The organism is Amycolatopsis sp. NPDC054798, assembly GCF_053611505.1.
Genome location: NZ_JBSHAM010000016.1, coordinates 104,705 through 128,238 on the forward strand (window position 1 = coordinate 104,705; position 23,534 = coordinate 128,238).

12 protein-coding genes are annotated in these 23,534 nt (G+C 70.1%); 11 read left to right on the plus strand and 1 reads right to left on the minus strand.

What is annotated here, in order from left to right:
- The first annotated feature begins 3 nt into the window (after positions 1–3).
- Entirely contained in the window at positions 4–6,243 is a 6,240-nt protein-coding gene (locus ACWGIC_RS13200; RefSeq protein ID WP_452076138.1) for a type I polyketide synthase, read from the plus strand.
- 30 nt (positions 6,244–6,273) lie between these two features.
- A complete protein-coding gene (locus tag ACWGIC_RS13205; RefSeq protein WP_452076139.1) occupies positions 6,274–7,467 on the plus strand; it encodes a cytochrome P450 in 1,194 nt (397 codons plus the stop codon).
- 442 nt (positions 7,468–7,909) lie between these two features.
- On the opposite strand, the gene ACWGIC_RS13210 is transcribed toward ACWGIC_RS13205, so the two are convergent.
- Positions 7,910–8,455, minus strand: a complete 546-nt coding sequence (locus tag ACWGIC_RS13210) for an SRPBCC domain-containing protein (protein WP_452076140.1) — start codon at positions 8,453–8,455, stop codon at positions 7,910–7,912.
- A 151-nt stretch (positions 8,456–8,606) separates the two neighbouring features.
- On the opposite strand from ACWGIC_RS13210, the gene ACWGIC_RS13215 reads away from it, so the two are divergent.
- The 9 genes from ACWGIC_RS13215 (at position 8,607) to ACWGIC_RS13255 (ending at position 23,394) form a co-directional block, all read left to right on the plus strand.
- Complete coding sequence (locus ACWGIC_RS13215; RefSeq protein ID WP_452076141.1) at positions 8,607–10,238, plus strand: GMC oxidoreductase; 1,632 nt, start codon at positions 8,607–8,609, stop codon at positions 10,236–10,238.
- 27 nt (positions 10,239–10,265) lie between these two features.
- Positions 10,266–11,279, plus strand: coding sequence for a Gfo/Idh/MocA family protein (locus tag ACWGIC_RS13220; RefSeq protein WP_452076142.1), 1,014 nt, complete (start codon positions 10,266–10,268; stop codon positions 11,277–11,279).
- A 189-nt stretch (positions 11,280–11,468) separates the two neighbouring features.
- Positions 11,469–13,595, plus strand: a complete 2,127-nt coding sequence (locus ACWGIC_RS13225; protein ID WP_452076143.1) for a BTAD domain-containing putative transcriptional regulator — start codon at positions 11,469–11,471, stop codon at positions 13,593–13,595.
- A gap of 451 nt (positions 13,596–14,046) precedes the next feature.
- A complete protein-coding gene (locus ACWGIC_RS13230) occupies positions 14,047–15,081 on the plus strand; it encodes a streptomycin biosynthesis regulator (RefSeq protein WP_452076144.1) in 1,035 nt (344 codons plus the stop codon).
- Between the two features lie 268 nt (positions 15,082–15,349).
- Positions 15,350–19,843, plus strand: coding sequence for an SDR family NAD(P)-dependent oxidoreductase (locus tag ACWGIC_RS13235; RefSeq protein ID WP_452076145.1), 4,494 nt, complete (start codon positions 15,350–15,352; stop codon positions 19,841–19,843).
- A 201-nt stretch (positions 19,844–20,044) separates the two neighbouring features.
- Positions 20,045–20,911, plus strand: coding sequence for a 3-hydroxyacyl-CoA dehydrogenase family protein (locus ACWGIC_RS13240; RefSeq protein WP_452076146.1), 867 nt, complete (start codon positions 20,045–20,047; stop codon positions 20,909–20,911).
- A complete protein-coding gene (locus tag ACWGIC_RS13245; protein WP_452076147.1) occupies positions 20,908–21,201 on the plus strand; it encodes an acyl carrier protein in 294 nt (97 codons plus the stop codon). Before ACWGIC_RS13240 ends, ACWGIC_RS13245 begins: the two co-directional genes overlap by 4 nt.
- Positions 21,194–22,318, plus strand: coding sequence for an acyl-CoA dehydrogenase family protein (locus ACWGIC_RS13250; protein ID WP_452076148.1), 1,125 nt, complete (start codon positions 21,194–21,196; stop codon positions 22,316–22,318). Before ACWGIC_RS13245 ends, ACWGIC_RS13250 begins: the two co-directional genes overlap by 8 nt.
- On the plus strand, positions 22,315–23,394 hold the full coding sequence (locus ACWGIC_RS13255; protein WP_452076149.1) for an HAD-IIIC family phosphatase: 1,080 nt from the start codon (positions 22,315–22,317) through the stop codon (positions 23,392–23,394). Before ACWGIC_RS13250 ends, ACWGIC_RS13255 begins: the two co-directional genes overlap by 4 nt.
- The last annotated feature ends 140 nt before the right edge of the window (positions 23,395–23,534 follow it).

A 23,534-nucleotide genomic window follows, 5' to 3' on the forward strand; every position in this document is an offset into this window, starting at 1 on the left:
TCCTTGAGACTTGAGCGCCCGGCGCTCGACCACGACTTCGACGGGAAGATGGGCATGGCGGACGAGGGCAAACTCCGGGAATACCTGAAGCTGGTGACGACCGAGCTGCGGCAGACGCGGAAGCGGCTTCAGGAGGTCCAAGAGCCGGAGCCGGTCGCGATTGTCTCGATGGGCTGCCGGTTCCCGGGCGGAGTCGCCTCCCCGGAGGACTTCTGGCAGCTCGTCGGCAACGGCGTCGACGCGATCTCCGAGTACCCGGACGACCGCGGCTGGAACGTCGAGGCGCCCGAATCGGGCCCGGAGTACGAGAAGGTCGGCGGTTTTCTGTACGACGGGCTCGAATTCGACGCCGGGTTCTTCGGGATCTCCCCGCGCGAGGCGCTGGCGATGGACCCGCAGCAGCGGCTGCTGCTGGAGTCGTCGTGGGAGGCGATCGAACGCGCCGGGATCGACCCGCGGTCGTTGCGGGGCAGCGCCACCGGGGTGTTCGCGGGCGTGATGTACCACGACTACGGCTCGCGGTCGAGCGCCGTTCCCGAAGGCGTCGAGGTCTATCTTGGCAACGGCAGCGCCGGGAGTGTGGTCTCCGGCCGGGTGTCGTACGTGTTCGGGTTCGAGGGTCCTGCGGTGACGGTCGACACGGCTTGTTCGTCGTCGCTGGTGGCTCTGCATTTGGCGGTGCAGTCGCTGCGGTCCGGGGAGTGTTCGCTGGCACTGGCCGGCGGGGTGACGATGATGGCCACCCCGGCGATCTTCTCCGACTTTTCCCGGCAGGGCGGGCTCGCCCCGAACGGCCGGTGCAAGCCGTTCGCCGAGGCGGCTGACGGATCCGGCTTCTCCGAGGGGCTGGGAGTGCTGCTGCTGGAGCGGTTGTCGGACGCCCGGCGCAACGGGCATCCGGTGCTCGCGGTGGTGCGGGGTTCGGCGGTGAATCAGGACGGTGCTTCGAATGGGCTGACGGCTCCGAACGGTCCTTCGCAGCAGCGGGTGATTCGTGCGGCGTTGGCGAATGCCGGGCTGGAACCGTCCGAAGTGGACGCGGTGGAGGCGCACGGAACCGGGACCACTTTGGGCGATCCGATTGAGGCGCAGGCTCTTCTGGCGACCTACGGACAGGACCGGGAGCAGCCGTTGTGGCTGGGGTCGGTGAAGTCGAACATCGGGCACACTCAGGCGGCGGCGGGTGTCGCCGGGGTGATGAAGATGGTGCTGGCGATGCGGCACGGTTTGTTGCCGAAGAGCTTGCATGTTGACGAGCCGTCGTCGCATGTGGACTGGTCGGCTGGTGCGGTGGAGTTGTTGTCGGAGGCCAGGGAGTGGCCGGATGATCGTCCGCGCCGGGCCGGGGTTTCTTCGTTCGGGATCAGCGGGACCAACGCGCACGTGATCGTGGAGCAAGCGTCGGAGGAGCCGGTCGCCGCGGAGGAACCTAGCCGCGAGCTGGCCGTGTTGCCGTGGGTGTTCTCGGCGGAGAGCCCGGAGGCACTGCGTGACCAGGCTCGGCTGCTGGGTGCGCGGGTGCGGGACGACGCCGGTTTGGCACCGCTGGACGTGGCGTATTCGCTGGCGACCGCTCGTGCCGCGCTGACCCGCCGGGTCGCGGTGGTGGGCCGCGACCGGGACGAGTTGCTGCGCGGCGTCGACGCGGTGTCCGACGGCGAGTTGCTGCCTGCTTCCGCCGTGGGGTCCGGGGACGTGGTGTTCGTTTTCCCTGGCCAGGGTTCGCAGTGGGCTGGGATGGCGTTGGAGTTGCTTGAGTCTTCTCCGGTGTTCGCGGAGCGAATGAACGAGTGCGCGACGGCCTTGGAGTCCTTTGTGGACTGGTCGTTGCTGGATGTGCTCCGGGACGCTTCTTCGCTGGAGCGACTTGACGTAGTACAGCCGGTGTTGTGGGCCGTGATGGTCTCATTGGCTGAGGTGTGGCAGGCGCACGGCGTTCGCCCGGCTGCGGTGGTGGGGCACAGTCAGGGTGAGATTGCTGCTGCTGTGGCGGCGGGCGGATTGTCCCTGCAGGACGGTGCTCGGGTCGTTGCACTGCGCAGTAAGGCGTTGAAGGTGTTGTCCGGCAAGGGCGGGATGGTGTCGGTCGCTGAGCCGGTGGAGAAGCTGCGGGAGCGGCTTGGTCACCGGCTCTCGGTGGCAGCGGTGAACGGGCCGGGTTCGGTGGTGGTTTCTGGTGATCCCGACGCGTTGGACGAACTGATCGCGGCGTGCGAGCAGGACGGTGTTCGGGCTCGGAAGGTTCCGGTGGATTACGCATCGCACTCGGCGCACGTCGAGCAGATCGAGGCCGAATTGCTCGACGTCCTGGCTCCGGTGTCGCCGACGCCGGGGCAGATTCCGTTCTGCTCGGCGGTGACCGGCGAACTGATCGACACCGCGACCCTCGACGCGGAGTACTGGTACCGCAACCTCCGGCAGACGGTGGAGTTCGAGCAGGCGACGCGCCGGTTGCTGGCCGACGGGCACCGGGTGTTCGTCGAGGTCAGCCCGCATCCGGTGCTGGTACCCGGGCTGCAGGACACGATCGACGGCGCGGACACGGCCGCGGCGGCGGTGGGCACGCTGCGTCGCGACGAGGGCGGCCTGGACCGATTCCTGGTTTCGCTGGGCGAAGTGTTCGCCCGGGGCGGGGCGGTCGACTGGGACGTCTTCTTCACCGGCACCGGAGCCCGCAAGGTGGATTTGCCGACTTATCCGTTCCAGCGGCAGCGCTACTGGCTGGAGCCGGTCGCGGCGCGCGGAGATGTGCGGAGCCTGGGCTTGAGTGCGGCCGGGCATCCGTTGCTCGGCGCGGCCACCGGTCTGCCGGAACTGGACGGGACGCTGTTCACCGGTCAGCTTTCGACGGAAACCCAGCCCTGGCTGGCCGACCACGCGGTGCTGGGCTCGGTGCTGTTCCCGGGCACCGGTTTTGTCGAGTTCGCGCTTCAGGCCGGTCAGCAGGTGGGCTGCGACCTGCTGGAGGAGCTGACCCTGGAGGCTCCGCTGGTGCTGCCGGAGCAGGGCGGGGTCCACGTGCAGGTGCTGGTCGGCAGCGCAGGTGAAGCCGGAACGCGGCCGCTGAGCATCTACACCCGGCCGGACGTCCCCGACGAGGCACTGGCGAAAGCGTGGACCCGGCACGCCACCGGAATTCTCGCCCAGGGCGCGCCCGCTTCCGCTGCCGATCTCGCCGCTTGGCCGCCTGCGGGGGCCGAAGAGGTGCCGGTGACCGAGGTGTACGACCGGCTGGGCGGCCTCGGACTCGACTACGGCCCGGTTTTCCGCGGCCTTGCCGGAGTCTGGCGGCGCGACGGCGACGTCTTCGCCGAGGTGCGGCTGCCTGCCGGGACCAGCGCCGAAGGATTCCAGGCACATCCGGCATTGCTGGACGCCGCCTTGCACGGGATCGTCGTGGGCGACTTCGTCGACGACCCGGGCAGCGCCCCGCAGGCCCGGCTGCCGTTCGCCTGGACCAACGTGACGATGCCGTCGACCGGCGCTTCCGTGCTGCGTGTGCGGCTGTCTCCCACTGCTTCCGGTGGCGTGTCGATCGAACTCGCCGACGGTGCCGGTGTCCCGGTCGGTGCGGTCGGAGAACTGGTGACGCGCGCGGTGTCGGCGGACCAGTTGCGGGCCGCGCGGCCGGTCGAGGACGACGCGTTGTTCCGGGTGGACTGGGTCGAGTCGTCGGTCGCCGAGGCGGAGACCGGGTTCCTCCGCTGGGCCGTGGTGGGCGACAGCGCCGGGTTGCTCAGCCCACTGTCCGAAGTGGACGACATGGAACTGACCCGATGCCGGGATCTGACCGCGCTCGCCGAGGGCATGGACGTACCCGAGCTGGCGCTGGTCGGGATCGTCCCGGCCGATCTGCTGAGCGGCGATCTGGTCGAGGCGACGCATGCCGCCGCCGCGGAGGTGCTGAACCTGGTGCAGACCTGGGTGTCGGACCCGCGGTTCGACGGGATGCGGCTGGCGGTGGTCACGAAGAACGCGGTCGCCGCGAAGGCGGGCGAGGGCGTCAGCGATCTGGCCGGTGCGGCGGTGTGGGGGCTGGTGCGCTCAGCTCAGTCGGAGCATCCGGGACGGCTGGTGCTGGTGGACGTCGACGGCGAAACGGCATCGTTCGACCAGCTTCCCGCCGCGCTGGAACTGGACGAACCGCAACTCGCGGTCCGGGACGGCGTGGTGCGGGTGCCGCGGTTGCAGCGAGTCCCGGTCGAGGCGGGCCGGGTGCTCGGGCAAGGCGGGGTGCCGGGCTTCGCGCCGGACGGCACGGTGCTGGTCACCGGCGGCACCGGGACGTTGGGCGGCGTGGTGGCCCGGCATCTGGTGTCCGCGCACGGGGTGCGGCATCTGGTGCTGCTCAGCCGTCGTGGCGCGGCGGCGTCCGGTGCGGCGGAGCTGACCGCCGAGCTCGGCGAACTGGGCGCGGAAGTGACGGTCGCCGAATGCGACGCGGCCGACCGGGAAGCGCTGGCGGGCGTGCTTTCCCGGATACCGGCGGAGCATCCGCTGACCGGCGTGGTGCACGCGGCGGGCGTGCTGGACGACGGCGTGATCGAGTCGCTGACGCCGGAGCGGATCGACGCGGTGTTCCGGCCGAAGGTCGACGCGGCCGTCAATCTGCACGAACTGACCCGCGACGAAGACCTGAGCGTCTTCGCTCTGTTCTCCTCCATGGCCGGGGTGCTGGGCGGTCCGGGACAGGGAAACTACGCCGCCGCCAACGCTTTCCTGGACGCACTGGCCCAGCGCCGCCGGGCGCAGGGACACCGGGCGGTCTCACTGGCGTGGGGCCTCTGGGAACAGTCGAGCGAACTCACCGCCGAGGTCGACGCCGATCGGATGGCCGCGCAAGGAATCCACCCGCTCACCGCCCAGGAAGCGCTGGCGTTGTTCGACGCCGGTTTGGCGGGCGACCGGGCGCTGGTGGTGCCGGCCCGGATCGACACCGCAGCCCTGCGCGGGGCCGCTAGCCGGGTTCCCGCGCTGCTGCGCGGTCTGGTCCGCGCACCGGCCAAACGCACGACGGAACCGGCCGCCGCCGACGGCGCGGAATCCTTGCTGCCCCGGCTCGCCGGGTTGTCGCCGGACGAACAGCACAGCTTGCTGCTGGAGGTGGTGCGCACGCACACCGCGGCGGTGCTGGGCCACAACGGAATCGCGGCGGTCGAGCCGGAACGAGCCTTCACCGAACTGGGACTGGATTCGCTGACCGCGGTCGAATTGCGGAACCGGCTCAACTGGGCGACCGGGGTTTCGCTGCCGGCCAGCCTGATCTTCAACCACCCCACGCCCACCGCACTGGCGCGGCATCTGCGGACGCAAGTGTCCGCCGCGGGTTCGGTGGACGGACTGGGGGACAGCGTCGAGGAGGGCGCGGAGGACGCCATCGCCTCGCTGTACCGGCGGGCCAACGAACTCGGCCGGTACGACGAAGGATTCACCCTGCTGCGGGCAGCCGCGGCGCTGCGTCCGGTGTTCCGTGCCGGAACCCCGGAAGCGGAGGAACCCCGCCTGGTCCGATTGTCCAAAGAGGACTCCGCGGCGAGCGTGGTCTGTTTCACCTCCCCGATGGCCGAGCAAAGCCCGTACCAATACACCCGGTTCGCCGGTGCGCTCCGGCAGCTGCGCGACGTGTCGGTGCTGCTCTCGCCCGGTTTCGTCGCGGAGGAACTGTTGCCCGCCACCCTCGACGACGTGGTCGAGGTGCAAGCGGACGCGGTGCTGCGGGCCGCGGCGGGCGCGCCGGTCGTGCTCGTCGGGCACTCCTCGGGCGGCTGGTTCGCACACGCCGTCGCGAGCCGCCTGGAAAGCATCGGAGCAACCCCCGCCGCGGTCGTGCTCGTGGACACGATCCTGCCCCGGCACGAGGTGGTCCGGTCGATCCGGTCGGTCTGGGCGGACAACCAGCTCGAGCGCGAACAGCAGGCTGGGCAGTACGATCACGTGCAGCTGACCTCGATGGCCGCCTACACCGATCTTTTCCTGGAATGGCGACCGGAAAAGATCTCCGCGCCTACCTTGTTCGTCCGCGCGCTGACCCCGCCGGTGCCCGGGGAAACCGAAGCGGAAACCGAGGCATTGCGCACCTCGTGGGAACTCGAACACACCGCTGTCGACGCACCCGGCGACCATTGGTCGATGATGGACGAATTCGCCGGTTCCACCGCACGGGCGGTAGAGGAGTGGCTGTGCACCGCAGTGCTGCCGAAAGTGCTGTCGAACAGTGCCGAGCATTCGCCCGACGCGGCGTAAGGTTTTGAAAAACTTTGAGAGGAGTCCTGCGTGAGCACTGAAGCCGAATACGGAACCACGCCTCTGCGACACTTTTGGATGCGCGGCGAAGCACCGAAGGAGCGGGTCGCCTTCGACGAGCGGACCGGCATCTGGAGCGTCTACGGCTACGAAGAGACGCTTCAGATCATGGCGGACACCGACACCTTCTCCTCCGGCATCTCGCGGGTCGTGCCGGAGCTGGCGGAGTTCACCGAAGGCGGTCTGACCACGCTCGACCCGCCCCGGCACACCAAACTGCGCAAGATCGTCAGCAAGGCGTTCACGCCGCGCGTGGTCAGCGACATGGAATCGGCCATTCAGCGGATCTCCGAGGAATTGCTGGACCAGGTCGAGGGTGGCCGGATGGACCTCGTCGGCGATTTCGCCTATCCGCTTCCGGTCATCGTCATCGCCGACCTGCTCGGCATTCCGGCCGAGGAACGGGAAACCTTCCGCGGCTGGGTCGACGCGATGCTCAGCGGCACCATGGACATGTCGCTGAACGAACGCAGCGAGGAATACGACAAGGAGTTCGCCCGGGCGATCGAGAACATCCAGAATCTCAACTCCTTCATCGCCGAGCACGCGAAGTCCCGCCGCACCGCGCCGCGCGACGACCTGCTGACCCGGCTCGTCGAGGCGGAGGTGGACGGCGAGCGGCTGACCGACCAGGAGGTCACCAACTTCGCCGCGCTGTTCCTGCTCGCCGGCCACGTCACCACGTCGGCACTGCTCGGCAACATGATCCTGTGCCTCGACCAGTACCCGCAGCAGCGGAAAGAGGTGCGGGACGACCGTTCGCTCGTGCCGTCGGCGATCGAGGAGGCGCTGCGGATGTACAGCCCGTTCGCGTCGATCTCCCGGGTCACCCAGACCGAGGCCGACGTCGCGGGCACGAAGATCCCGGCCGACCAGCTGGTCGCGCTCGTCCTCGGCGCGGCCAACCGCGACGAGCGCCAGTTCGCCGACCCGCACGTCTACGACATCCGGCGCGACCCGAACCCGCACCTCGCCTTCGGCCGCGGCATCCACTTCTGCATCGGCGCGCCGCTCGCCCGGCTGGAGGGGCGCATCGCGATGAACCTGCTGCTCGACCGGTTCCCGGACCTGCGCTGCGACCCGGACGAACCGCCGACGTACCTGACGATCCCGAACCTGACCGGTGCGCAGAAGCTCCCGCTGCTGCTCACCCCGGAGGCCTGACCGGCGGCGGCCGGAGGCGCGCTTCCGGCCGCCACGGGGCGGGTTCAGCGGACTCGGTGGTTCTGGCGTGTTCGACTGACGCCGGGACCGCAGTTGATCGTGCGAAAACTGGACCAGAATGGCGTCCGGGACGTTCCGGCCGTCGCTCGCTGCCTGGGCACTGGCCGGAAGGTTCGTTTCCGGCCGCAGCAGGGCGCTTTCCGCGGTCCTGACGTGTTCGACTGCTGTCCTTCCCGCAGTTGACCACCCGGTGCCGGATACCCGAACGGCGGCCAGGGAAGTCTCCCCGGCCGCCGCTGTCGTGCCCGCCGCCGGAACCCGCCGGAGGCCTCATTTCCCCGCGCCGCAAGCGCCCCAATGCCACATTGGGTGCGTCCCACGCACCCAATGTGGCGTTCGGTGCGTCCGACGCACCCAATGCCACATTGGGGTGGAGTGCGGACTAGCCGGAAACGACGGCCGTCCACTCCTTCTTGCACCGGCTGCCCAGTTCGTCGTCCTCCGGGGTGGGGAAGGTGGACTTGTCGATCTGGTCGCCCCGCAGGTGCCGGTCGAGGTATTTCAGTGCCACTTCCCACGCCGAGCCGATTTCCGGCGCGATGGCGCTCCACATCGCCGCGTCGGCGACCATCGTGTGCTCGAATTCGAGAACGGTTCCGCCCGCTGAATTCTCCCGCAGCCGCAATTGCGCCTCGCCGGGCGCGCCGTGGATCGCCATCGTCACCGAAAGCAGCCCGGGCGCCTCGCACCGGGTGATCTCGCCTTCGGCGTAGCTTTCCAATTGGTACGTTCCGCCGACCCGCAGTTCCCCGGTGACCGGGAGGAACCACGTGTCGATCCGCGACCGCGTGGTGCACGCGGCCCAGACTTCCTTGACCGGCGCGGAAAAACTCCGCCGGATCCGGACGCTGCAACCGGCCTGCCCGCCGATTTCCCGTTCGCCGGTCTCGCGTTCGGCGGCGCCCAGCCAGGCGTCCATGTCGTCCATTTTTCCGATTCCCTTCTCCGGACGTGCGCTCGGCTCGGATGCCCCGGATTTATTAGCATGTTCGGGGACGCCGCGGCGAACCTCGTGGACAGCGGATCCCGGCGGGGATACCGTCCGGGAGCCGGAGCGAAGCACAGTCACGGGGGTCCGCATGCCCAGTCCCACCGAAGAAGAGACGATCCTGTGGGACGTCATCGTCGTCGGAACGGGCATGGGCGGCGGGACGATCGGGTACGAACTGGCCCGGCTCGGCAGGCGCGTGCTTTTCCTCGAAAAGGGAATCGCCGATTCGGCGCGGCAGATTTCCGGCGTCTATCCCGAAGAGACCTTCGACCTCGCCGAGCTGACGGACGCCGAGTACGCGGACCGGCTCGCCCGCAGCGGCCGGAACACCGACTGGTACCTCGACGCCACCCGCCCGGACAAACCGAAGACGTTCCGCCCGTACGTCGGATCCGGCGTCGGCGGGTCTTCGGCCCTCTACGGCATGGTCACCGAACGGTTCTTCCGCGAGGACTTCCAGCCGCGCGGCAATTTCGCCGAGGTCGGCGACTCCACCGTGCCGGAGTACTGGCCGGTGAAATACGACGAAATGGCCCCCTGGTACGCGAAAGCGGAGCAGCTCTACCGGGTGCGCGGCACCGCCGACCCGCTCCGGCCTTCCGACGAAACCGATTCGCTGCTTCCGCCCGGTCCGATGACCGCGGCCAACGCGGAACTGTCCGGATTCCTCAGCGAGCGCGGCCTGCATCCCTACAACGTGCACGTCGCCTGCGAATACCGGACGCATTGCCAGGCCTGCCAAGCGTTTCTCTGCGCCTCGGAGTGCAAGAACCACGCCGGGAACGTCTGTGTCGTCCCCGCGGTGCGCGACCACAACGCTGTGCTGCTCGACCGGACCAGGGTGGTACGCCTGGAGGCGAGCCGGACGAAGGTGAACAGCGTCGTCGCGCGCCGCTACGGCGAAACGCTCCGGTTCCAGGCGAAGACGGTCATCGTCGCGGCCAGCGCGCTCGCGACGCCGGTGCTCCTGCTGAACTCCAGCTCCAAGGAATGGCCGAACGGGCTCGCCAACGACAACGACCTGGTCGGCCGCAACCTGATGCGGCATTTCCTCGACATGCATCTTTTCCGGGTCCGCACCGAGGAACCGGTCGCCGGCCAGGTCAAGGAGATCGGGGTCAACGATTTCTACCTGCACGAGGGCGAGAAATTCGGCGCGCTGCAGTCTCTGGGCAAGGTGTTTTCGTACGAAACGCTCATGAACACCACCCGCCCGGGCCGGAAATTCTTCGGAGCCCTGCGCGGGCTGGCCGAAGAGCGCTGGAAGAATTCGCTGCAGGACCGCATCGTCGTCATGGCGTCGATCGCCGAAGACCTGCCCTACCACCGCAACCGCGTGCTCCCCGCCCCCGGCGGCCCGGAAGGCCCCGGTCCGCTGGCCGAACTCCAGTACCGGCCCGGCGAGGCGGACGTGAAGCGGTACCAGCGGTTCATGCGGACGCTCAAGACGACACTCGGGAAGTACCCGGGTTCGCGGATCTTCCCGGTGCACCTGTCGGGAGCGCGGGACACCAGTGCGCTCGGCCACCAGTGCGGGACCTGCCGCTTCGGCGACGACCCCAAGACCAGCGTGCTCAACCCGGACAACCGGGCGTGGGGGCTGGACAACCTGTACGTGGTCGACGCTTCGATGCTGCCGTCCAGTTCGGGGATCAACCCCAGCCTCACCATCGCCGCCAACGCGCTCCGGGTCGCCCAGGTGGTCCACGGCTCGCTGTAGCCGGGGCGGAAGAGGAAAGGAACGCTCGTGACCGATCAGGTGCGCATCGGGGTGCTCGGCGCGGCCAAGGTGGTCAAGCAGGCACTGACCGATCCGGCCAAGAGCGCGCCGGAGATCACGGTCGCGGCGATCGCGGCCAGGGATCCGGGCCGGGCGCGCGAACGCGCGGCGCGGCTGGGCATCCCCAAGGTGCACGAAAGCTACGACGCGCTCCTCGCGGACCCGGACCTCGACGCCGTCTACGTCCCGCTTCCCAACTCGCTGCACGCGGAGTGGAGCATCCGCGCGATGGAAGCCGGGAAGCACGTGCTGTGCGAGAAGCCGATCGCCAGCAACGAGGAGGAGGCCCGGCGGATCGCCGACGCAGCCGCCAAGACCGGCCGCGTGATCTGCGAGGCGATGCACCCGCTCTACCACGGGCTGTTCGACCGGATCGCGGAGATCCTGGCGGACGGCGTCCTCGGCGAGGTCCGGCACGTGTCGGCGCAGGTGTGCTTCCCGGTCCCCAACAGCAAGGACATCCGCTGGCAGTACGGCCTCGGCGGCGGCGCGATGATGGATCTCGGGGTGTACGCGGTGTCGGTGCTGCGCGCGCTGGCCGGGGCGGAGCCGCTGGAGGTGACTCACGCCAAGGCGAAGACCCGCGTGCCGGGCGTCGACCGGTGGACGGAGGCCCGGCTGCGCTTTCCCGGCGGCGCGACCGGGCTGGTCCGGACCGCGATGTGGGGCTGGCCGGTGTTCTCCTTCACCGGACGGGTCGAGGGCACCCGGGGAAAGCTGACGGTGCGCAACCCGATCGCGCCGCAGGCGTTCAACCGCCTCGTCCTCGAGACCGGAGGGAAGAAAACCAGCGAGCAGGTGGCGAAGCTGCCCGGCACCTACACCTGCGAGCTGAACGCGTTCGCCGGAGCGGTCCTGCGCGGCGAACCGCTGCGGACCGGTCCGGAGCATTTCGTCCCCGTCATGCACGTCATCGACGAGATCTACCGTCAGTCCGGGCTCCGGGTCCGCGGCACCCCGCTGTCCACCCGTTCCGAATAGCCAGGGCCTCCCCGGCGGTCAGATGATCACAGGGAGTGTGCCCCGGCGGGCGCCCAGCCACGCTTATGGAGGTGCTGGGCCCGCGCGCTCTTGGGTAGCGTGATCATGCGAGGGGGTTATCACGACCTGGCTGGGGGCCGGATCTTGCGAACTTCGCGACTGCGCTTTGGCGTCTTGGGGACGCTTGAGGTGCGTGTGGGTGACGAGGCGGTGGAGGTCCGTTCGGCGAGACATCGCGCGGTGCTGGCATCGCTGCTGCTGTACGCGAACCGTGAGGTCTCGGTCGAAACGCTGATCCGGCACGTGTGGGGCGAACGGCCCTCCGGCAGCGCCGTCGCGGCGTTGCGCGTGCTCATCATGCGAGTCCGGCGTTCGCTCGGCGAACCGGGACTGATCCGGACCAGTTCGAGCGGTTACGTGATCGACGTGGACAACGACGGGCTCGACCTGCTGCGCTTTCGCGGGCTGACCGAACGCGCCAAGGCGGCCCGCACCGCCGGGGAACTCGACCGCGCGGCACAGCTGCTGGACAGCGCGCTCGCCGAATGGCGCGGCCCGGCCTTGTCCGACGTGCCGTCCGAATCGCTGCACGCGTCCGAGGTGCCGCTTCTGCTCGAGGACCGGCTGCGCGCCGCGGCCGAGCGAGTGGACGTCAACCTGCAGCGCGGACGGCACCACGAGGTCATCGGGGAACTCCGGCGGCTCACCGAGGAGTATCCCCTGCGCGAGCAGTTCTGGGCCCAGCTCATGCTCGCCCTGCACCTCTCCGACCGGCGGGACGAGGCGCTCGTCGCCTACCGCGAGGTGCGCAGGCGGCTGGCCGACGAGGTCGGGATCGACCCCGGCCCGGTGCTGCGCTCGGTCTACCGCGCGGTGGTCGGGGACGGTCCGCGCATCGCGGAACCGGCGTCCCCGGCGGTCCCGTGCCAGCTGCCTCCCGTCGCGTCCTCGTTCTTCGGCAGGGAAGCCGAGGCCGGACGGCTCCGCGAGCTGCTCGGACCCGCCCCGGACCGGATCTCGGTGCCGATCGTCACGGTGTGCGGCCCGCCCGGCGTCGGCAAGACCGCGCTCGTCACCCAGGTCGCGCACGAGCTGCGCGCGGATTATCCCGACGGCCAGCTGTGGGCGGACCTGCGCGGCCACGCCGCCAACCCGCCGTTGAGCACGACCGCCGTGCTGACCGGGTTCCTCCGCAGCCTCTCCGTTCCGGCCTCCGGGATCCCGGACGATCCGGACGAACTCGTCGCCGCCTACCGGGCGGCGCTGGCCGGCAGGCGAGTGCTGGTCGTACTGGACAACGCGGCGGACACCGAGCAGGTCCGCTCGCTGCTTCCCGGCGGCCCCGGCTGCGCGGTCGTCGTCACGAGCCGGGACGAACTGCGCGGGCTCACCGTGCTGAACGGCGGCGTACTGGTCCGGGTCGACGTGCCCTCGCCCGGCGAGGCGGCCGGCCTGCTGAGCGCGGCGCTCGGCGACGACCCCCGGCATCCGGCGGAAACCATCGGCGAGCTGGCCGACCTCTGCGGTCATCTCCCGCTGGCGTTGCGGATCGCGGCGAGCAACCTGGTCGGCAAATCGCGGTCGCACCTCGAGGCGTACGCGGCCCAGTTGCGCGCGGGCAACCGCGTGCGCGTCCTGGCGGTCGGCGACGACGACAAGGCCGCCGTGCACACTGCCTACGACCACAGTTACCGCACCCTCGGCCCGGAGGCCAAGCGGGTGCTCCACCTGCTCGCGGTGCTCCCCGGGACGGACATCGCCATCGCCGCGGTCGCCGCGGCCACGGACCGGGAGCCGCGCCAGGCCGGCCGCGCGCTGGAAGAACTCGCCGGGGCCAGCCTGGTGCAGCGAAGGGGGCACGACCGCTACCGGGTGCCGCACCTGCTCGCGGATTACGTCGCGCTGCGTCCGGCGGTGCGCGGCGAGCAGCTGCGCCGGGACCGGCAGCGGCTTTTCGACTGGTACTCGTGGGTCGCGGACCTGGCCACCGGATTGCTGTACCCGGAGCTGCCGCGAACAGCGCCGCCGTCCGGAGCCGGCCCGGCTCCCGACGTGGTCGATCGCGCGAGCGCCTTCGCCTGGCTGGAAACCGAACGGCCGGCGCTCGTCGCAGTGGCCGTCCGGTGGGCCGGGCACGCCACGGGACGCCTTGGGTTCTGGCAGTTCGTGGAGCGGGTCCGCGTCCATCTCGCGGTGAACCAGCATCCGGAGCTGGCCTGGGTGACCGAGGCCGCTCGGCTGGCGGCCAGGAAGCTCATGGAGAGCGCCGCGCCGAGGGCCGGGTGCCACGTTCCGGTTCCCGAACTGTCGCACTGAGCCCGCCGGGGCTCGGTGCGAAATCGTCTTTCCGGCGGCGGATGCGGTTCGTTCGCGCCAACGCGGCCGGTATGGGGAAAATAGTCTATTTCGTGCCCGTTATCTAGATGCAATCGAGGGGAAAATGCTCGCTGCCGCGGCCGGGGACTGTCCCCGGCCCGCTTCTCCGGCGGAAAAACTGCCTGTCCAGAGCTGTTAGTGGGCTGTAATTGGCTGCTGCTAGCTTTGGACTCGTACCCCTCGCAACCCGGTCTGCGACGCTTCCGGCAATGGCGCCCGAGCGTTCGCGAATGGCGGGGCGATAACGGGTTGACATGGGGCGTTGAACCACACTGATGTCACTGGGGGCGCGGTGAAATGACCTTATTCTGCAATGCTCACGCGAAGCTTTGGTGTGCTGGGGCGGTACGGCCCGGGACCGTCCGCGGACGGGGAAAGGGGCTGAGTTTCAGTGCTTGACCAGTCGAACTTTCCCGCTCCGGGAAAGATCCGCGCCGCCGGGCCCGACGACGGCGACGACAGCGGGCGGCGGAACGGCACGGTACTGGTGCCGATCGACGCTCTGCTGCCCGCCGATTCGCCGCGGCTGTCCGGAGAGGACATCGCGCACACCCGCACGCTCGCCGAGATCAACGCGATCCTGCCGCCCATCCTGGTGCACCGCCCGACGATGCGGGTGATCGACGGGATGCACCGGGTGTGCGCGGCGAAGCGGTGCAATCTGGACACGATCGAAGTGAAGTTCTTCGACGGCACGCCGGAGGAGGCGTTCCTGCTCGCGGTCGAGTCGAACATCGGCCGCGGCCTGCCGCTTTCGCTCGCGGACCGGGAAGCGGCGGCCGCGCGGGTCATCGCCTCGTATCCACAGTGGTCGGACCGGGCGATCGCGGCGCGGACCGGGCTTTCGGCGAGAACGGTCAGCGTGATCCGGTCGAGTTCAACTGCCGGGCAGGAGCAGTCGAACGCCCGGATCGGGCTCGACGGCCGGGTCCGCCCGCTGAACAGCGTCGCGGGCAGGCTGCGCGCCAGCGAGGTGATCGCGGCGCAGCCGAACGCCTCGCTGCGGGCGGTCGCCAGGGAGTCCGGGATTTCGGTGGCCACGGCACGGGACGTGCGACTGCGGCTCAACCGGGGCGAAAACCCGATCCCGGCGGGATTGCGGCCGGCCGAGACGCCGAACGTGTCGGTGCCCGCGCAGCGGACCGAAGCGCCCGCGAGGAAAGCCGTCGACGTCGCGGGCGAACCCGAGGCGATGCTGCACTGGCAGAAACTGGCCAAGGATCCGTCGCTGCGGCTGAGCGAAACCGGCCGGGCGCTGCTGCGGTGGCTGAGCTTCCAGGCGATCCAGTCGGACGAGCTCAACCGCCTGACGGACGCGGTTCCCGACCACGGCATGGAAGCGGTGCGCCGGCTCGCGCTGCGCTGCGCGGACACCTGGCAGGACTTCGCGGACGAACTGGAGAAACGGGTCCGCGCCAGCGCCTAGCGGGATCGGGCGCCGGGCCGGAAGCCAAGGACACCTCGCCGCATCGGCGGCGAGGTGTCCTTGCCCTGCCGGAAAAACCCGCGGTTCCGCGGGCGGTCACCCGGTGTTCGGCCGAGAGTGGCGCCCGCGTCGCCGGTCGGTCATGATCCGGGAGAGTTCGTTACGGCGTGCGTGGCGGGAGCGTGGCAATCCATTGTGGACCGTGGTGGGCGTCGGCCGGGACGGCGGATGACGGCGACCACCTCGGGATCAAGGGAGCGGCGTTCCGGTGGCGGATGAAGAGAAGCTGCGCGACTGCCTCAAGAGCGTGACCGCCGAACTGCGGCAGACCCGCGAGCGGCTGCGCGAGCTCGAGACGGCGGGCCGGGAGCCGATCGCGATCGTGGCGATGGCCTGCCGGTTCCCCGGCGGGGTGAGCACTCCCGGGCAGCTGTGGGAGCTGGTGCGCTCCGGGTGCGACGCGATCTTCCCCGGCGACTGCCTGGACGCGGGCGGATTCCCGTCCGGGGCCATGGACTTCGACGCCGACTTCTTCGGGATTTCCCCGGACGAAGCGCTGGCCATGGACCCGCGGCACCGGCTGCTGCTGGAAACCTCCTGGGAAGCGATCGAACGCGCCGGCATCGACCCGGCGGCACTGCGCGGCAGCTCGACCGGAGTGTTCGTCGGAACCAGCGGCCAGGACTGCGCTTCCGCCGCCGGGCCACTGACGGCGAGCGCGACCGGCCGCGGGCTGTCCGGCCGGGTGTCGGGCGTCTTCGGGCTGCAGGGACCGGCGGCCACAGTGGACACCGCGTGCTCGTCGTCGCTGGTGGCGCTGCATTGGGCTGGGCAGTCGCTGCGGGCCGGGGAATGCGATCTGGCGCTGGCGGGCGGGGCGGGCTGGGCCGAGGGCGCCGGGATGGTGCTGGTGGAGCGGCGCTCCGACGCCGAACGCAACGGGCACCCGATTCTCGCGCTGCTGCGAGGTTCCGCGGTGAACCAGGACGGGCTGGCCGCCCCGAACGGCCCGGCGCGGCAGCGGACGATCCGGGCCGCGTTGTCCAGCGCGGGTTTGGCTCCGTTCGAGGTGGACGTCGTAGAGGTGCACGGAACGGGGACCACCCCCGCTGAAACGCGGACGCCGGGTCCCCGGAAGCCGGACCCCGGGTCTCCGCAGGCGGCGGCGGGCGTGGCCGGAGTGATCAAGATGGTCGAGGCGATGCGGCGCGAGGCGTTGCCGAAGATCCGGCGCACCGGCCCGCGCGGCCCCGAGATCGGCGCGGACGGATCGCTCGCCGAAGCCGAGGAGCGGCCCCGGCGGGCCGCCGTGTCGTCGTTCGGGCCCAGCGGCGCCAACGTCCACGTCGTCATCGAGGAAGTCCCGGCGGCGGCGAAAAGGCGGGTGGCAGGCGAGGACGACACCCCGCTCTACCCGTTGCCCTGGCTGGTTTCGGCGCGCACCGAACCCGCGCTGCGGGCCCAGGCCGAGCGGTTGCGCGACTGGCTGGCCGCCAAGCCCGGCACGAGCGCCGCCGACGTGGGGTTCTCGCTCGCCACGACCCGGGCCGCGCACGAACACCGCGCGGTCATCGTGGGTGGCGACCGGGACGAACTGGTCGACGGGCTGACCGCACTGGCCAGGGGCGAAACCGATCTCGGGCTGATCCGGGGAACCGCCGCCGGAGCCGGCCAGGACGTGGTGTTCGTCTTCCCCGGACAGGACGTGCAGTGGGCGGGCATGGCTGTCGAACTGCTGGACTGCGCCCCGGCCTTCACCGAACAGCTGGCGGAATGCGCGGCGGCGTTGTCGTGCTTCGTGGACTGGTCGCTGCTGGATGTCGTGCGCGGTGCGGACGGCGCGCCCTCGCTGGAGCGGGTCGACGTGGTGCAACCGGTGCTGTGGGCGGTGATGGTGTCGCTGGCGGCGCTCTGGCGCTCGCACGGCGTCGAACCCGCCGCGGTGGTGGGGCACGCGCACGGCGAGATCGCCGCGGCGTGCGTCGCCGGTGTGCTGAGCATCGCCGACGGCGCGAAGGTGGTGGCGTTGCGGAGCCAAGCGCTCGCGGCGTTGTCCGGCACCGGCGGGATGGCGTCGGTGGCCGCCCCGGCGGCGGAGGTGAGCCGCTGGCTTGAGCCGTGGGGAGACCGGCTTTCGCTGGCGGCGGTGAACGGCCCGGCGTCGACCGTGGTCTCGGGACAGCCCGAAGCACTCGCCGAATTCCTCACGGCCTGCCGGGAGCACGCGGTGCCCATTCGCGAGGCCAAGGTGGACTACGCCGCGCACACCCCGCAAGTGGAAGCGCTCCGCTCGCAACTGGTCCAGGCGCTCGCCGGGATCCGGCCCGCGCCAGCGGCGGTGCCGATGTACTCGACCCGCACCGGCGACCTGGTGCGCGGCCCGGAACTCGGCGTCCGGTACTGGTATGAAAACCTGCGCGGCCAGGTGCGGTTCGCCCCGGTGATCCAGGCTCTCGCCGACGCCGGACGTCGCGTGTTCGTCGAGGTCAGCCCGCATCCGGTGCTCATTCCCGGCATCGAAGACCTGTTGCGGGAGGCCGGGGTGGCGGGAACGGTCGTGGGCACCCTGCGCCGGGACCACAGCGACCGGCAGCGGTTCCTGAGCGCCGCCGCCGAACTGCACGTCAACGGCGTCCGGGTGCATTGGCCCGCAGCTTTCGACAACCGCTGCGTCTCGCGGGTCGAGCTGCCCACCTACGCGTTCCAGCGCCGGCGTTTCCGGCTGGGCGGGCAAGCGGGACTGTGCGCGACCGGACATCCCCTGCTCGGCACCGCGTTGCCGCTGGCCGGGACGGACGGCGTGGTGTTCACCGGCACGATCTCGGTGCGGACCCATCCGTGGCTGGCCGAGCACGCGATCGGGGACACCGTGCTGCTGCCCGGCACCGCGCTGGTGGAACTCGCACTCCGCGCGGGCGGACAGGCGGACTGCCCGGTGCTCGCCGAACTGACCCTGGAAGCGCCGTTCGTGCTTCCGGCCAAGGGCGTTGTCGAGCTTCAAGTCTCGGTCGGCGGACCGGAGGAGGGCGGGCGCGGGGTCGAAATCCATTCCCGGCCCGGCAGCGGTCACGCCTGGACCCGGCACGCCGTCGGCTTGGTCGGAGACCGGTCGGCCGAACCGGGCCCCGACGCCCCGGTGTGGCCGCCGGAGAACGCTGAGCCGATGGACGTCGCTGCGGCCTACACAGCGCTGGCGGAGGCCGGATTCGGCTTGGGACCGTGGTTTCAAGGCTTGCGCTCGGTGTGGCAGCGAGACGGCGAGGTGTTCGCGGAGACCGCCCTTCCCGAGGACGCGTGGGGCGACGCCGCGCGTTTCGGCGTGCATCCGGCGCTGCTGGATTCGACTCTGCACGCGCTGGCCGGACGCGGCGGCCAGCCGTCCGCTTGGCGCGGGGTCACCCTGCACGCCTGCGGCGCCACCGCGTTGCGGGTCCGGTTGAGCCCGCACGGTCCGGCGGACCTCGCGCTCGAGGCCTGGGACGAGTCCGGAGCCCCGGTCGTCTCCGCCGGCTGCCTGGCGATGCGCCCCGCGGTTCCCGAGCAGTCCCGGGCGGCCGAACCGCTTCCGCTGTTCCGGGCGGGCTGGCGGGCCGTCCCGGTCCGGCCCTCGGCGACCGGGATCGTCTGGTCCGATGTGGACTCAGTGCGCGCGCTGTGCGCTTCCGGCGAGGTACCGCCGGCAGTCGCGGTCGAAGTGACCGGCGAGCGGCCGGGCACCGTGCTGAAACTCCTCCACACGTGGCTGACCGCCGGGTCCGCCGCCCGGCTCGTCGTGGTCACCCGCGGCGCGGTCGGCACCGGCTCGGACGTGCCCGGCCTCGCCGCCGCGCCGGTGTGGGGGCTAGTCCGGGCCGCCCAGTCCGAACATCCGGGCCGGTTCGCGCTCGTGGACCTGGACGAACCGGCCGGCCGCGGCGCCCTTGCCGTCCAGCCCGAATCGGACGAACCGCAACTGGCGGTGCGCGGCGGCGAATACCTCGTTCCCCGGCTGGAGCGCGCCCGCGCCACCGCGGCCCGGCCGGTCGAATTCGCCGGGGACGGGACGGTGCTGATGACCGGGGCCGACGGTCCGCTCGGCGCGCTGGTCGCCGGGCATCTGGTCCGCGCGCACGGGGTGCGGCGGCTCGTCCTGCTGGGCGGGACCGACGCCCTGGCCGAGGAACTGTCCGGTCTTGGCGCCGAGGTCGTGCGGGCGACGTGCGACGTGGCCGACCGGGCGGCGCTTTCCTCGGTGCTGAAAGACATTCCGCGGCTGACCGGGATCGTGCACACCGCCGGTGTTCCCGACGACGGCGCGGTCGAATCGCTAACGCCGGAACGCTTGGACGACGCGCTGCGGTCCCAGGCTCTCGGCGCGTGGCATCTGCACGAGCTAACCCTGGACCTCGACCTGGCCGCGTTCGTGCTGTTCTCCTCGGCGACCGGTTTGCTCGGGGCCGCGGGCCAGGCGAGCCGGGCCGCGGCGAACGCCTGCCTGGACGCGGTCGCGCACCACCGCCGCGCCGCGGGCCTGCGAGCGACGTCGCTGGCGTGGGGGCCGTGGATCGAGCGGCCGGACGAGCTGGACTGGTTGTCCCGCAACGGGATCCGTTCGCTGAGCGCCGAACAGGGACTCGAACTGTTCGACGCGGCGCTGTCCAGCGACGAACCGCTGCTCGTTCCGGTCCGGTTCGACCTCCTCGCCCTGCGCGAGAGGCCGCGGCCAGCGGAAACGCCGCCGCTGCTGCGTTCGCTGGTCCGGGCCCCGGCGCAGTGCCGCTGACGCCGCCGGTCCGGGCGGGCAAGCGCGTGTGTCGACCGCCCGGCCGGGGCTGGGTATCGTCGGGCCGCGCGCAGGTGAGGCGGTGAATGGTTTCCCCGCAACTGATTCCCCGCGCACTGGGCGGACCGGCGGCGTTGCCCCGGCGGACGGCATTCCGGATCCCGGGGCAGGAGCGGAAAGGTGATTCCCGATGGAGGTGTCATGTCGAAGGACCACACAGCCCACCGGCTGACCATTATGGGCGCGGGCGTGATGGGCATAGGGATCGCCACGCTCGGGCTCGGTTTCGGCCTTCCGGTCACCTTGGTCGACGTCGACGAGAACACGCTGGAAGCGGCTCGCGGGAAAATCCGCCAGCAACTGAAACTGGCGCGGATCATGGGCACGCTGCCGGACGACGCCGAACCCGGCGAACTCGTCACGACAGTGTCGCTGGAGGAAGGCCCGGAGGCGACCGTGGTCATCGAGGCGGTGACCGAACTCGCCGACGTCAAAGCCGCCGCGCTGGCCAAGGTTTCCGCGCTGATCAGCCCCGGGACGCCGGTGGTGACCAACACGTCGTCCATCCCGGTCGACGAACTGGCGGATTCGGTGGCCCGGCCCGAGGATTTCCTCGGGACCCATTTCATGAATCCGCCGTACCTCATCCCGATGGTCGAGGTGATCCGCGGACGGCGGACCGGGGACGCGGCGGAGGCGACGCTGAAGTCCGCGCTGCAACGGCTCGGGCGCACCCCGTTGGTGGTCAACGACAATCCGGGTTTCGTGACCAGCCGGGTGCTGCACCCGATGATCAACGACGCGGTGCGGGTCGTGCAGGAGGGCACCGCGCCGCCGGAAACCGTCGACGCGCTGTTCGAAGGCTGTCTCGGCCACCGCACCGGCCCGCTGCGCACGGCGGACCTGATCGGCCTCGACAACCTGGCCGACTCGCTGCGGGTGCTCTACGAGCGCACCGGCGACGAGGGCTGCAAGCCGAACGAACTGCTGCTGCGGAAAGTCCGGGAAGGCGACCTCGGCCGGAAGAGCGGCCGCGGATTCTACGAGTACGGGGGACAACTTTCATGACCACGACGCCGAATCAGGATCTCGAGCTGACCTCGGCGGCGATCGAGGAGAAGATCCTCGGTTTCCTCGCCGAACGCACCAAGACCAGCTGGGAACCCGAGGCGGACCTGTTCGAATCGGGCACGGTGTCCTCGCTGTTCGCGATGGAGCTGGTCGTCTTCCTGGAGGGCGCCTTCGACGTCGAGATCGCCGGCCCCGACCTCAAACTGGTCAACTTCCGCTCGGCACGCATCATGGTCGGCCTGGTCGAGCGGCTGCGGGCGGAAGAGGCCGAGGACGGTCGTGGCTGACCGCTCGCTCGAACTCCGCGCCCTCGCCGGCGAACTGATCGGCGACCAGCCCGACGCGTGGGACCGGGCCGGGGCCATCCCGGAAGACTTGGTGCGCAAGCTCGCCAGCGCGGGCGCGCTGTGCGCCGAGGTGCCGACCCGGTACGGCGGCCTGGGATTGAGCAGCACGGACAGCGGCGAGTTCACCGCGTATGTCGGCAGCAAGTGCAGTTCGCTGCGCAGCTTGATGACCTCGCAGGGCATGGCCGCGTGGACGATCCAGCGGCTCGGCGATCGGGGGCAGCGCGCGGAATTTCTGCCGCGACTCACGTCGGGCGAGCTGGCCGCGGTCGGGTTCAGCGAGACCGGCGCGGGAAGCGATTTGTCCACTATGGACACCGAAATTCGGCTGGACGGCGATTCGGCGGTCGTGCACGGGCACAAGGTCTGGGTGACCGCCGCGGACTACGCGGACCTGCTCGTGGTGTTCGGCCGGTACGAGGGTGGGGCCGCGGCTGCGGTGGTGCCTGCTTCGGCGCCCGGGGTGCGCGTCGAGCGCGTTCCGGAACCGATGGGATGCCGGGCCGCCGGGCACGCGAACATCCGGCTCGACGGGGTTCGGGTCCCGGTTGCGAACCTGCTTGGCGGGGCTGGGCAGTCCACCGCCATGTTGGTCACTACGGCGTTGGCTTACGGTCGCATTTCCGTGGCCTGGGGCTGTGTCGGGATTCTTCGCGCTTGTCTTGCGGAAGTGACTCGGCACGCCGCTTCCCGGGAGCAGTTCGGGAAACCGTTGGGGCAGCATCAGCTTGTCGCGCGGCACGTGGCTGAGCTGGTGGTGGCGGAGCAAACCGCGGCCCGTGCGTGCGAGCACGCCAGCCGCTGCTGGGACGAACGGTCTCCGGAGATGGTGTTGGCCACTGTTTTGGCCAAGTACGTGAGTTCTCGGCAGGCGGCTGACGGTGCGGCGTCGGCGGTGCAGGTGCTGGCGTCGGCTGGTGCACGGGACAGCCATCCGGTCGCGCGGGCGTACCGGGACGCGAAGCTGATGGAAATCATCGAGGGCAGCAACGAAATCTGCCAGCTGATCCTTTCCGAACACGCGCTCGCTGGCGCGAAACAGGAGGAAAACCGGTGAGCGACAAGGTTTCGATGGTGAAGTGCCTCGTCTGGGACTTGGACAACACGCTGTGGCAGGGCACCCTGCTTGAAGACGGCGAGGTGCGGCTGTCTGACGAGATCCGCGAGACGATCGTTGAACTGGACGCTCGCGGGATCCTGCAGGCGGTGGCGAGCAAGAACGACCATGAGCCGGCCTGGCAGCGGCTGGAGGAGCTGGGGGTGGCGGAGTATTTCGTGCTCGCCCGGATTGGCTGGGGGCCGAAGTCGGCTTCGGTGCGGGCGATCGCGGAGGAGCTCAACTTCGCGCTCAAGACGATCGCGTTCATTGACGATCAGCCTGCGGAGCGGGCTGAGGTGCAGTTCCATCTGCCGGAGGTGCGGTGTTACGAGGCGGAGGGGGCGGTTGGGCTGTTGGGGCTGCCGGAGTTTACGCCGCGGTCTCGGACGGTGGATTCGGCTAAGCGGCGGGAGATGTATCAGGCTGGGTTTCGGCGGGAGGCCGAGCGGGCTGAGTTCACCGGGCCGGATGAGGAGTTTCTGCGGTCGCTTGAGTTGGAGATGCGGATTCTTCCGGCTACTGAGGAGCAGTTGAGCCGGGTCGAGGAACTTACGTTGCGCACCAGTCAGATGAATGCTACTGGGGTGCATTATTCGGATGAGACTTTGCGGGGGTTGCTGGTCGATCCGGCGCATGAGGTTTTGGTGACTACTATGGACGACCGGTTTGGTACCCATGGTGCTGTTGGGGTCGTGTTGGTGGAGAAGCTGGCTCGGGTTTGGCATTTGAAGTTGCTTGCTACTTCTTGCCGGGTGGTTTCGTTTGGGGCTGGGGCGGCGATTTTGAACTGGTTGGCGGATCAGGCTGCTCGGGCTGGGGCGCATCTGGTGGCGGATTTTCGGCGGACTGAGCGGAATCGGATGATGGAGATCGCGTACCGGTTCGCTGGGTTTGATGAGGGGGAGTGTGCTTGCCGGGGGGATCTCGTGGGGGCCGCGGGGGTGGAGAGGTTGCATTTGGTGGCTGAGCGGAGGGAGCCGCCTGCGACTATGCGGTTGGTTGCGGTGGATCTTGGGGCTGGGGTGGCGGGGTAGGGCGTCCGGTCCGGGGGCTCGTCGCCTGGCGGCGACATTGCGCCCGGCCCTCGTGGGGGCACCCCGAAGCCGAATGTGTTGACGGGAGGAGGGTGGGTTGCATGGCGGGACAGATGGGATGGGACAGCCCCAACGACCCC